Genomic DNA, 11,111 nt, shown 5'->3' on the forward strand with positions numbered 1-11,111 from the left:
CACCATGATCGAAACCCTGATCGTCATCTGGCTCGCCAAGACCCTCTTCGAGGTCGTCAGCGACGTCGTCCTCAAAGAGACAGCGTTGATCAAGGGTAGGGAGGTCGAGTTCGCCAACGGACGACGCTTCCGAGGACGCAGCCGGGGCGCCCTGTGGGGCACCCTCACCAACGCCGCCGGCGAGGTGTGGCAGACCAACTGGTCCGCCCGGAAGAGCTTGCGGGCGGAGAAGGCCCGGGTCCGCGCGGACCGGTCCGCGGAACGGTTCCGCGATCGGGAGAAGCGGCGGGCGGACCGCCGTCGCGGACCGGACGGTCCGGAGCTCGACGTCCCGGACTGGATCCGCGACCCGGCCAACCCAGCCCGGTCCGACGATCACCGTCCGTCCGTCCGGACCGGCTCTCCGGACCGGACCGGCCCCGGACCGGACGGACCGGGCGGCACCGGACCGGTCCGGACCGGCACACCAGCTCCGTCCGGACCGTCCGGACCGGGGGAGGCCCCGGCGGACCAGGCCCAGCCGGACCGCGGACCTGGCTCGAGCGGATCCCGGACCGGTCCGGACCCCGGACAGCCCGACGCCGACGTCGGCGAGCCGGCCCGTCCGGACGCACCCCAGACCGCCCGGCCGACGTTAACCCTCGTCAAAGACGACACGCCACCCGAAATCCCCACCCAAACAGCACCCCCCCGCATAATCGAAGGAGACGCCGTGCATTCCGGTGAGACCAGCAATATCGATGACCTCACTAAATTCCTCCAGGGACTCGACACGTACGCCGCGCAGGTAATCGCCTCCCTGGAAATCGCCAGGGCCACCCTCAACCGGATCGGCCTCACCGACCCGGGAGTTCTCGGACCGCTCGCCGGAATCGGCGAAAAGCTCGTCGGAATCCGTGTGGACGCCGGCAACGCGAATGCCGGCCTGATCCCGCACCGCAATGTGGGTGAGGCGGTCAGCGCAGCAACCGGCGCGGCGACCAGCACCGACTTCTACCAGCCCAGCTGATCTGCCTGTTTCTGTCGGGCCCGAGGCAGCCTCGGACCCGGCGGTGACCGCCAGACCACCGCAGCCTGAGAGGAGCACGCCATGCCAGCACCTACAGCGACCATGACGGCGATGGACGTGGACGCGCTCCTCGCCCAGGAACCACAGCCCGCCACCCACACCCGGGAGGGTGAGACGGTCGGAACGGATCAGGTTCACCCCGTCCTGCGGATCCGCGTCCACCGGCAGCTCGTGCCCCTCGGGGTTATCGGCACCCTGTGGGCGGGCGGCGCGGTCGCCGCATCCCGGCCCGACAAGGCGCTGCCGATCCTCGGCCTGTACCTGTCGGTCGCGATCCTCTACTGGTGGGTGAAGGGCCGTCGGGCCGCGGACCCGTACGAGCGGCAGCGGCGGAAGCGCTGGACCACGATCATCACCGTGTGCGGGACGGCATGGCTGTCGGTTGCCTCGGTGTCCTCCGCGGGTGGAGCCCAGGCGGCGCTGCTGCTGGCTGCCGGGTCGGTGATGGGCATCCCGTATTGGATCAAGAATCGGATTCCGGTTCCTGGAACCGGCAGCCGCCTCGAGCCGCTCGTTACGGCACCCGCTGCCGGTAGCACGGACGTCGAGGTGGATCCGAACCCGGGCCTGTGGGCGGCCAGCGTCGGTAGCCCTCACGGCATGCTCGCTGGCAGCACGCTGACAGCCGAGGAGACGCTGCCCAACGGTGCGTTGGCCTACACGGTCAACCTGCTGCCCGGCAAGCAGTCGGCGGAGCAGGTCGGCTCACCCGCCGTGCTACCGCTCATCGCCTCCGGGTTGCACCGCAGCCTCGCCGAACTGCAGCCGGACCAGCATCCGTCCGGGCAGCAGAACCTAGCCCGCATTCTGATCATGAAGCCGTCGGGCAACCCACTGATGCGAGTCACCATCCACCCTGGGCTCGACGCAGCCTACGACCTGGCTACTGGCACCGCGGCGTTCGCGACCTACGCCGACGGCAGCCATGTCCGCTGGGCGTTCTACGAGCCGAAGATCGGCATGCGTTCCGGCCCGGTGTTCGGCGGCACCCGCGTCGGCAAAAGCACCCTGCTCGAACTGTTCGGGAAGCAGGCCGCGTCCACCGGGTTCATCTCCGTATGGCCGGGCTGCCCGTCCGGCGGCGCCTCGTTCCCCGGCCTGCTCGCCGGCGCCCCGTTCCCTGCCCGGTCGCGTGAGCGGATGCTCGAGCAGGCCCGCCTCGCAGTGCTGATCATGCAGATTCGGGGTGCGCTCGGCGGCCTACGCGGCGAAGTGGGCAAACTCCATGTGCCCACCCCGCAGGCCCCCTGCATCCTGCTCATCTGGGATGAGATCCACAAAATCTTCCAGGAGACGTGGGACGGCCGGGCGGAGATCATCGAGCTGGCCCGGCAGATCGTCTGCGAAGGCTCCAAGTTCGGCATCGGCCTGATCGCCGCCGACCAGACGCCGGGCACCGAGGTGTTCGGCGGCAACGAGGCGCTGCGCGCGAACCTGTGGGTCCGCCAGGCCGTCATGCTCCGCACCGGGTCGACCTCGGCGGGCGGCATCCTCCCCGGGCTGACGATCAACCCGGCGAGCCTGCCCGAATTCTGGCCGGACGGCTCCCGCACACAGGGCCTCGGCCTGCACACCGGCGGGCAGAGCGGCGCGATGATGCGCACATGGTGGCCAGAAGGCCTGCCCACCATGGAAAGCCTGCCTCATCCCGAGCTTGAGCCGGTGATCGCTGCCAGCCTCGGTAGCAGGTGGGCGAACCGGCTGGGTGACGCCGAGGACGAGCGGATGTTGAACGCCGGCCGCTACCTGGCGAACCTGCCTGCCGATGTGCTGGCGGCAATGGCCGCGCAGGAACCGGAGCTGGCGCAGGCTGCACGCCTGTTCCAGGCGCGTAGCACCGGCCGGGCTGCACCAGCGACCCCTTCGGCGGAGACGTTGGAGGGCTGGTGGCAGCTGCCTGCCCCGCCCACGTTGAACATGCGCGCGCCGGAGCATCCGGTGCTGCGTACCCCGGGCGTCCGCCGGGTGCACGAAGTGGTGTCCGGAGGCGTCAAAAAGCGCGCGGACATCATCGCCCATGCCGATCTTGCACCGCAGACCGTGGACGCGGCGCTCAAGGCGCTGAAGGACGCCGAGCTGCTCCTGAACCCGTCCCACGGTGTGTGGGAGAAGGCCCCGGCGGCGGCCTGACCAATTCCGACCCTGACCGAACTGGAGGAACAACTATGAAGATCACCCGAATCGACTTCGGTGAGGACGAAGAACCGTCCGAGATCACCGTGCGTCTGTCTCCCGTAGCGGCAGCCCGGATTACGAAGTGGGCCGGCAGCCTCTCGCCAGCGGAGGGCGGAACCGAAGAGCTGTCGAAGGTCTACGACGTTCTCGACAGCTTCTTCAACCGGTTCTGGGAGGGCGGCGCGGACGAGGTGCTGCAGGGAGGGCCGCGGTGAAGGCCCGGCAGATCATCTGGCTCGGCACCACCGGCCGGGCCGGCGGCGCGACCTTCTCGATATCCCTGTACAGGGCGAATACCTACCGCGTCAGGGCCAACGTCGAACCGATCCAGCGTGACCTGGGGTCCCAGTTCCCGTCGCAGGAGGAGGCGCAAGCCGCCTGCCAGCAGGCGCTCGACGTGTTCGTCGCCGAGCTGGTGGACGCCGCCCAGTGACCGCGGCAGCAGTGCCCCGCCCGATGCCCATCCCGACAACACGGAGTTAACGATCATGCCCATTGCGATGCCCCGCACACCCACCGTCACCATCAGCCGAGGTGGCAGCAGATCCGCCATCTACATCGAGCCCGAGCTGGCCCGGGCCGCCGATCCCGAGCTGGACCGGCTGATCCGCGCAGAGGAGAAGCTCGGCCGGAAACGGAACCTGCGACAAGGCCAGGACCGGAAGGTCGACGAGCTGTACCGGCAGATGCACGCACGCCACGCCGAGGTGCAGAACCTGCTTGCCCGCGAGGTCATCGTCGGCCTGGTCGGGCAAGTCGACGGCGACAAGGCGCATCTCGCCATGATCGCACAGGGGGCTGTGTTCGACCGGCATGCCTGTGACGGGCACTGCTCCTGCTCGCCTGCGGTCATGGTCCCGGGCCTGCTACGGGGCGGGCGGACGGTCACGGTGCTGGTCAAGTGAAGACCCGCAGCGCATCCGACCTGGGCTGGCGGTCGGCGACCAGCCTCGACGACCTCGGCGAGCTGACCGCACGCTGGCTCCTCGGCGACATCCCCGCCATCCCCGGCCAGGCCGGCCGCCCCGACCTCGAAACAGCCGAGATCCGCGACGCGCTCGTCACCCTCAACCGTGGCGGCCTGGTCACGACCATGTCCCAGCCGCAGGCGGCGGGGACCGGATGGCGGCAGCGCGCCGCCGTTACCGGGCTGGCGTCCGCGGACGTCGCGCGGCGTCTGGAGACGGCCTGCAGACGGGCCGGGCTCGGGGTCGGCGTCGTATCGCCCGGAGAGCGTCATCGATGGCACCGCGACAGCTCCAGGGCTGCCACCGTCGGTGAGATCCGAGGCTCAGTGTCCGTACTGGTCGGGGCGGTCGAGTCGACCCACGCCTTGCGGCTGCTGTGGGGCCCCCATCTGTCTCGCAGTGGGCTGGCCGTGGTGCTCGGCGCGTGCGAGGTGTTCGCCTACGACCCGGAGTGGACCCGCAGCGGCCTGCTGTGGGACACGCTCACCCGCGCTATCTGACCATGCCGGTGTGGCGTCCCGCCTGCCAAGAAGAGCCGCCACACCGGCACCACCCCAACCCCCTGATGGGAGAAGGAGCAACACCATGATGGACCGTCTGTACGGCGCACTGGACGTGCTGGGAGATCGGGCGCTGCTCGTCGCCGCAGCCGCCATGTTCGTCGCCGTAGCCGCCGGTGAGGGCCGGCATGCCCTGACCGCCGCAGCCGTCCGGGATGCGGCATGACCGCCCGTCCGCCCCGGCCGGAGGGCCGTCGGGGCCGAGGCGCCGAAACCCTGCCCACGGTGGAGGAGTTGACGGCTGCGCCCAGCCGGGATGCGGCGGCAGGGATGCTGCGTGACGCCACCGTGGTGCAGCTACGCGAGCTGGCAGAAACAGCCCGGGTGCAGGTCACCGCGCGGGCTACGCGCGAGGACATTGTTCGGATGATCGTGGACGGGACGACCGGGATCCGCCTCACCGCGGCAGCGTTCAGTACGGAAGGGATTGCCTGATGGCCCGCCGTTACGTCTACTTCGTCCACTATGCGATCTGGGACAGGGGGGGGCGTCCGGCCGGCGAGGGCAGCGGTGAGGTCGTAATGCCGGAGGCGATCACCAGCATGGGGCATGTCAAATCTGCTGAGAGTTGGCTGGAGGAGAACATGCGTTCTGGCCATCGTGCGGTGATCCGGAACTTCCATCCGCTGCGGATCGAGGGCTGACTGGAGAGCCAACCGTGGCAAGCTCCTGACCCCGGGCATGCCGAAATGGCCCCGGCCACCCGCGAGAGACGCGGGTGGCCGGGGCCGTGGTGTTGCTGGGGTCAGGCGGTCGGCGCGTTCGGCAACAGAGTGCACACGTTGTCAGCGTCGACCACGTAGGCGCCGGGTTGCGGTGCTGGCCCGCCCGTCTTGACGCCGTCTGGCGTTACCCAGGTGATCTCGGCATCGGACGGCTCGGCGCCGGGGCCGACAGGGCAGATGAATTGCACGGGGTCCCAGGCCATGGCCTAGTGTCCCACCGCCACGCCGAACCGCCCCCGGCCACCTGCTCACGCGGGTGGCCGGGGGCGCGGTGCTGCTGGTGGGCCGGTCAGACGGTCGGCTCGCCCGGGGTCTCCGGGGCCGGCTCCGGCTCGGGGGTCGGCTCCTCGGTCGGCGGGTGGGCGACCGCGTCGAGCTTCGAGACGAAGTCGTCGAGCGCGGTGAAGTCCAGATCGGCACCAGCCGCGGCGGCCTGGTCCTTCAGCGTCTGGATCTCGGCCTTGACGGTGTCGAGATCCTCGGTCAGCGCGCCGACGACAGCGTTGATGTGGTCCTGGTTCGCGGACATGCGACGGTCCTCTCGTTGCATCTGGTGGATGGTGTGTTGCAGGTCCTGGACCTCCCTGCGGGTGGCCCAGGGGATCAGCCGGGGCAGGCGCATCAGTACGCCGCCCGGGTGTCGGGGTCAGCCGCGAGCGCGGCCCGGGGGGTGACCTCGGACCGGTGACCGAGACCGAGCGTCGCGGCGACCAGGGCGAGGATCGCCGCGTCCGCCCCCGGCGGCAGGTCCAGCCCGCACAGCACGGCCAGCGGCAGCAGCGCCTGGAGGGCACCCCAGACCAGCGCGGGCCGGGACGGCGCGGTGGCCCAGCCTGCGACGGCGGCGAGAATCGCGGCGGTCGCGGCGAGGATGACCGTCTGGGTGCCGGGGGTGAGAGTGTCCGGCCACCAGTAGGCAGCGAGCGCGACGGCGGCGGAGAGAACAGCCTGCGCGCTGGCGGTGAGCGCGGCGGGTTCCCGGCGGGGCAGCGGCAGGACAGCCGTCGCAGGGGCGGTGGTCAGCAGGTAGGGCACGGGTCAGCCTCCGGTCGTGGGGCGTGCGGCGAGCCAGGCGGAGGCCGCGGGGATGAGGGTGCGGAGCGCGTCGGCGAGCGCCCGACCGTCGTCGTCGGCAGGAGTCGGCGCGGGCGGAACAGGTACGGGGGCGGGTGTGACCGTGGGGAACGGCCGGCCGGTCAGCTCCTGGTAGTCCGCGGCGAGCGCCGCCAGATCCACCCCGGCCTGGAACACAGCCGAGCCGAGATGCTCCGGCCAGATGACCACCCAGGCTTCCTGGAGCTGACGGCGCCGGAACGCCGCGGTGGTCGAAACCCGTTCGGCCCAGGTGATGACGTCGTCCCGGCCCGCCCGGTACGCCCCGGCGAGCACCGCATGGCCGCCCCACTCGCCCGACCTGCGGTAGTCCCACACCGGCGGATGCGCATCGGTCTGCGCCTGCTGCGCCACCTCGAGGTCGACACCCCAGAGGATTCCGCCGAACAGGCTGATCGCCGCGTCCAGCTCGTCGTCGTTGCCGACGTCGACCTGCGCGAACGCCAGCGACTGGACGCCGCCAATGCCGCCGGCCTGGACGGCCTGGAGCATCGTCTGCATCTCGACGCCGTTGTCGTCGGCGCCGGTCGCCGGGTCGAACCCAGGGTTCCCGCTGCGCCGGTAGAGGTCGAACACGTCGTCCTGGCTGGGCGCCTGCATGGTGCCGGTCAGCCCTGCGGTGACGACCCTGCGCAGGTTCGCCACCGACGTGGGCCCGCAGTCGCCGTACCGGTCGTTGGCGTACAGCCCGTACTCGAGGTGGCCGAGATGGTCAGCTGCGCTCGGGTGGGCGGGCACGACACCGGTCAGGTACCGGCCGATCCGCAGCGCCGCGCGCCTGGTCGGGGGCCGCAGGCCGGTCTTGCGGGTCGGATGGGCGTGGATACCGACGGCCGAGGTCATGCAGTGGCTCCGGGAGGCGTAGGGGCGAGGAGGGATGCGGCGTGGCCGGCGGCGGCCTGCGCCAGGCGGACGGCATCGAGGGCGTCGAGGCGGCCGACGGCGTCGAGTAGCTGGTCGAGGGTGGGCTCTGCCGGCGAGGCCATGGCGAGGATCGCGGCGGCCGGATGCTGCTGGTCGACCATCGTGGACATGGCCTCACGGACTGCGGCCATGTCCGAGCCGAGCGCGGCGAGATGGGCCTGGAGATCGCCAGCCTTGAGGTAGGTGGCGCCGATGGTCTGCCCGGCGCTGCCCTGCCGGATCGGATGCTGCGGGTCGGCCGCCGTGCCGACGTCGGTCCACAGCTCCGCGCGGACCCGGCTCGACACGGCGGCGGCGATGGAGCTGATATCGGCGTCGGTGAGCACATCTGCCTCCGGTGCTGGGGGGGTGAGGATGGCCACGGCGGCGGCGAGGATGTTCGCCCGCCGGCCGGCGCGGATCGGCCCGGGGCATTCGTGGCCGCCCCAGGCGGCACCGCCCATCTGATGGGTGCCGAGACCACGGCCGCCGGGCGAGTCGGCGAGCTCGAGCGGCCAGCCGAACTCGCGGACACCCCAGGCGTACAACGCGCCGAGCGCGCCGACCTGCTCTGGAGTCAGGTCCTCGTCCGGGTGGCCCTCGGTCTCGACCGAGACCCAGTACGGGTTACCTGCTTCCTGCGCCCACGCTCGCTGGTCCAGCGGGACGAACTGCTCGACGTCACCGGCCCGCGACACCCACAGATGGGAGCTGACCTGGCTGGCCGGATTGTCGAACCAGCCGAACGGCGAGCCGGTGCCGACCTGGACGTGGACGATCAGGCCCCGCGTCGGCCCGGCGATCACCCCGCTGCGGTTGCGGACGGGCCGGTACCTGGCCGGCGGGTAGAGCACGGGGGCGGTCATGGCGGGCAGCCCCGCGCGATGTACGCGGCATCGGCCCGCGCGGCGAGCAGCTGACCGGCCGCGGTCGTCCGCGGCGGATCACCCGGCCGTGTGCGCAGCAGGTCCAGCAGCCCGCAGTCGGCTGCTTCCACCCGCTGCTGGGTTGCGGTTGCCTGCTCGACAGCGTGCTGGGCTTGCTCGCGGGCTACGTCCACCCGGGAGGAGAACGCCTCGAACGCAATGCTCAGGCTGCCGACGGACAGGATGACGCAGAGGACGACTGCGACCTGGATCTGCGCGGGGGACAGCCGGACGCGGGCGAGACGGTCGCCGGCGCTGCGGGGGAGAACTCGCGCGTTCACGTCCGCCCCTCCAGCCGGTCGTTGCGGGCCTGGAGACGCTCGATCATGCTGTCCCTCCGGTCGATCTCCTCGCGGTGCTCGTCCAGGAGCGCACGCAGCCGTGCGAGGTCCTCGGTGCGCTGCCGCTCGGACGCCTCGGCGCGCTGCCGCTCGGCTTCGGCGCGGGTCCGCTCGGCCGCCTCGGCGCGTTCGGCCCGCCGGGCCTTCGCGGCGGCCACGGAGCCGAGGAAACCGCCGCCGAGCGTGCCCGCGAGGCCAATAAGCGCGACGGCGATGGTCGGGTCCACAAGCGCCGGCCTCTCTGCGCAATCATTTGCCGAACAGCTGCCGGTAGAGCGCTGCCGCTTTCGGGAACTGCGTCGGCGCGGTCACCTGAAACGCTCCACCAAGGTTGAAATACGATTCATACACGACGTTGTTCGCCGGATTGGCAAACACGTCATGCATCCGCTGGATGTAGATCGCGTCATCGCCGGAACCGTTCGCCGAGCCGAACCCGGGGCCGGCGTTCAGCCCCCACTCGGGGAACGCCAGCGGCAGACCCTGAGCTTTCGCGTAGGCTATCCACGCGCCGATCCCGTACGGCGCCCCGCTGGACTCGACATCCATGTAATGGGCGTCCCAGGACTTCTGGTCGTGGATCGCCGGGTACATGTTGTACCAGTCGGTGGCGATCACATCGCAGTGGTCGGAGCCCGGGAAAACGGTCCGGACGTCGAACGGGAAGTCGGCGGACTTGTTCGGGTTCCACACGATCTGGAAGTCGTCGCTGACCCCTTTGAAGATTTCGTAGACGCGTCGGAATCCGGCCTTCCACGCGTCCGCGTTCGCCGGGGTGGCATGCCAGTAGAACCAGTCGCCGTTCATCTCCCAGCCGAGCCGGACGAACGCGTTCCCGAACCCCACATCCTTCAGGCCCTGTGCTATGGCCCGGAAATTGGCGTCGTTCGCGCCGCCCGCGGTCGTGGCCGCGGTCTCACCCTTCGCCCACAGCGCCTGCGAGAAGCTAAGCCGGCCGGTCCACCGCCTGTTGAACGGTGCCGCCTTCTCGCCGGTGAAATAGGCGTGGACGGTGTCCAGGCGTTTCATCGTCGCCCAGTCAGCCTGAGCGTTCCAGGTCTCCCACACCTCGACCGGACGCCCCCGCCAGGCGCCGAACGCGTACGGATCGGCCACCCCTGCGCCGCTCAGCCACGTGCCGCTGCCGGTCGTGCCTCCCCCGCCCGTGCCCGGATCTTGGCTGGGCGTGCCGGTGCCGTAGCACAGCACCTCCAACCCCTGCAGCGTCGCGGCGTTGACGACGGTGGTCAGCGCGACCGTCAGCCGGCCATCCGCGCCGACCGTCGCCGGCACCTCGCGGACGACTCCGCGGTACGGTCCGCCCGCGAGCGCCACCGGGTCCACCGCGCGCAGGGCACTGCTGCCCTGGACAGCGACATCGAACACCCGCATCCCGGGGCTGGTGTCCGCGGCGTAGGAGTCGGCGAGGTGCAGCCGGACCACGGCCGGGCCCGGGGGCAGACCGGTCAGGGTGTAGCCGAAGTCGCCCCACCGCTCGGTCTCCATGACCGCGTCGGCGCCGTAGTGGCCGGTGCCCTGCGCGCTGGCGGTGCCGCCGGAGTAGCCGCGGTCGGCCTCCCACGCGACCCCCGTCACGGTGACAGCCGGCCCGCCGCAGTTGAGCCGCACCACCCGAGTCGGAGTCGACACGGGCGGGTCCGGCTCGGGCTCGGCCGGCGGGGCCCACGGGTGCGCGGCCATCCACTCGGCCAGCGCGGCACCAGCCTGCGCGGCATAGTCCGACCAGGTGGTCATGGCGCCTCACTTCGAATGGAAATAGACCGCGGCAAAATTACCGGCTAGCGCGTTCAGCTGGCCGGTCGACGTCTGGTAGCCGACGACTTCCAGATAATCGGAGGATCCGTTACAGGCGACCGGGATAGACGTCGCAGTCATTCCCTGTCCGGGTCCGCCGATGTTAGGAACGTCCATGCCGCCGTAGTTGGTGGCAGTCAGATAGTTGCCGTTTGCGTTTTTCGTGATCCGGATCTGCCTGTAGCCAGAGTTCGCGCCCGCCCATGCGAACCAGGTGGTTACCGTGAAATATCCAGAGTATGTCGGCTTGATGATGTAGGTGTTGTTTACCTGATCATGAAAATTGTATGGATCGTAGACGTCGGTGTTCCAGAGCATGCCAGCCTGCTGGTTGGCGTTGAACAGCACGTTTCCGGAGTTCGTCACCACGCACAGCGGCTTCTGCATCAGGAAATTCAGCGGGGTGCCGAGCCCGGCGTTCAGGAACCCGTCGGTTTCGATCTCGCCGGGAATGAACGTTCGGACTGCGGGCGGGTCGGCCATATACTCTCCTCATGAGCGACAATCGATGCCCGA

Annotated in this window: 17 protein-coding genes; 9 read left to right on the forward strand and 8 right to left on the reverse strand. The window is 70.2% G+C overall.

The annotated features are described in order from the left end of the window. Positions 1 to 4: 4 nt before the first annotated feature. The 9 genes from ND747_RS10880 to ND747_RS10920 all read left to right on the forward strand — a co-directional run bounded on the left by ND747_RS10880 (position 5) and on the right by ND747_RS10920 (position 5,416). On the forward strand, positions 5 to 1,009 hold the full coding sequence (locus tag ND747_RS10880) for a hypothetical protein (RefSeq protein ID WP_251733390.1): 1,005 nt from the start codon (positions 5 to 7) through the stop codon (positions 1,007 to 1,009). 81 nt (positions 1,010 to 1,090) lie between these two features. Beyond that, positions 1,091 to 3,199, forward strand: coding sequence for a hypothetical protein (locus tag ND747_RS10885; RefSeq protein WP_251733391.1), 2,109 nt, complete (start codon positions 1,091 to 1,093; stop codon positions 3,197 to 3,199). Between the two features lie 35 nt (positions 3,200 to 3,234). Further along, entirely contained in the window at positions 3,235 to 3,459 is a 225-nt protein-coding gene (locus tag ND747_RS10890; protein ID WP_251733392.1) for a hypothetical protein, read from the forward strand. Beyond that, positions 3,456 to 3,677, forward strand: a complete 222-nt coding sequence (locus ND747_RS10895) for a hypothetical protein (RefSeq protein ID WP_251733393.1) — start codon at positions 3,456 to 3,458, stop codon at positions 3,675 to 3,677. Before ND747_RS10890 ends, ND747_RS10895 begins: the two co-directional genes overlap by 4 nt. 55 nt (positions 3,678 to 3,732) lie before the next feature. Next, complete coding sequence (locus tag ND747_RS10900; RefSeq protein ID WP_251733394.1) at positions 3,733 to 4,149, forward strand: hypothetical protein; 417 nt, start codon at positions 3,733 to 3,735, stop codon at positions 4,147 to 4,149. Then, on the forward strand, positions 4,146 to 4,712 hold the full coding sequence (locus ND747_RS10905) for a hypothetical protein (protein WP_251733395.1): 567 nt from the start codon (positions 4,146 to 4,148) through the stop codon (positions 4,710 to 4,712). Before ND747_RS10900 ends, ND747_RS10905 begins: the two co-directional genes overlap by 4 nt. An 85-nt stretch (positions 4,713 to 4,797) precedes the next feature. Beyond that, complete coding sequence (locus tag ND747_RS10910; RefSeq protein ID WP_251733396.1) at positions 4,798 to 4,938, forward strand: hypothetical protein; 141 nt, start codon at positions 4,798 to 4,800, stop codon at positions 4,936 to 4,938. Beyond that, positions 4,935 to 5,207, forward strand: a complete 273-nt coding sequence (locus ND747_RS10915; RefSeq protein WP_251733397.1) for a hypothetical protein — start codon at positions 4,935 to 4,937, stop codon at positions 5,205 to 5,207. Before ND747_RS10910 ends, ND747_RS10915 begins: the two co-directional genes overlap by 4 nt. After that, positions 5,207 to 5,416 carry a hypothetical protein gene (locus ND747_RS10920; RefSeq protein ID WP_251733398.1) on the forward strand — a complete coding sequence of 70 codons (210 nt, stop codon included), beginning with the start codon at positions 5,207 to 5,209 and terminating at the stop codon, positions 5,414 to 5,416. Before ND747_RS10915 ends, ND747_RS10920 begins: the two co-directional genes overlap by 1 nt. A 370-nt stretch (positions 5,417 to 5,786) precedes the next feature. Here ND747_RS10920 and ND747_RS10925 read toward each other — a convergent pair whose 3' ends face one another. The 8 genes from ND747_RS10925 to ND747_RS10960 all read right to left on the reverse strand — a co-directional run bounded on the left by ND747_RS10925 (position 5,787) and on the right by ND747_RS10960 (position 11,078). After that, complete coding sequence (locus tag ND747_RS10925) at positions 5,787 to 6,026, reverse strand: hypothetical protein (RefSeq protein WP_251733399.1); 240 nt, start codon at positions 6,024 to 6,026, stop codon at positions 5,787 to 5,789. Positions 6,027 to 6,118: 92 nt separating this feature from the next. Continuing rightward, positions 6,119 to 6,532, reverse strand: coding sequence for a hypothetical protein (locus ND747_RS10930; RefSeq protein WP_251733400.1), 414 nt, complete (start codon positions 6,530 to 6,532; stop codon positions 6,119 to 6,121). A gap of 3 nt (positions 6,533 to 6,535) precedes the next feature. Continuing rightward, entirely contained in the window at positions 6,536 to 7,453 is a 918-nt protein-coding gene (locus ND747_RS10935) for a hypothetical protein (RefSeq protein ID WP_251733401.1), read from the reverse strand. Further along, on the reverse strand, positions 7,450 to 8,379 hold the full coding sequence (locus ND747_RS10940; protein WP_251733402.1) for a peptidoglycan recognition family protein: 930 nt from the start codon (positions 8,377 to 8,379) through the stop codon (positions 7,450 to 7,452). Before ND747_RS10940 ends, ND747_RS10935 begins: the two co-directional genes overlap by 4 nt. Continuing rightward, positions 8,376 to 8,720 carry a hypothetical protein gene (locus ND747_RS10945; RefSeq protein ID WP_251733403.1) on the reverse strand — a complete coding sequence of 115 codons (345 nt, stop codon included), beginning with the start codon at positions 8,718 to 8,720 and terminating at the stop codon, positions 8,376 to 8,378. The genes ND747_RS10940 and ND747_RS10945 overlap by 4 nt, the downstream gene beginning before the upstream one ends. Continuing rightward, positions 8,717 to 9,007: a hypothetical protein gene (locus tag ND747_RS10950; RefSeq protein WP_251733404.1), complete on the reverse strand. Its 291-nt coding sequence runs from the start codon at positions 9,005 to 9,007 to the stop codon at positions 8,717 to 8,719. Before ND747_RS10950 ends, ND747_RS10945 begins: the two co-directional genes overlap by 4 nt. Positions 9,008 to 9,029: 22 nt before the next feature. Beyond that, positions 9,030 to 10,535, reverse strand: a complete 1,506-nt coding sequence (locus tag ND747_RS10955; protein ID WP_251733405.1) for a malectin domain-containing carbohydrate-binding protein — start codon at positions 10,533 to 10,535, stop codon at positions 9,030 to 9,032. Positions 10,536 to 10,541: 6 nt separating this feature from the next. Further along, positions 10,542 to 11,078 carry a hypothetical protein gene (locus tag ND747_RS10960; RefSeq protein WP_251733406.1) on the reverse strand — a complete coding sequence of 179 codons (537 nt, stop codon included), beginning with the start codon at positions 11,076 to 11,078 and terminating at the stop codon, positions 10,542 to 10,544. Positions 11,079 to 11,111 lie beyond the last annotated feature (33 nt).

The organism is Frankia sp. R82, from assembly GCF_023716925.1.
GTDB lineage: Bacteria > Actinomycetota > Actinomycetes > Frankiales > Frankiaceae > Frankia.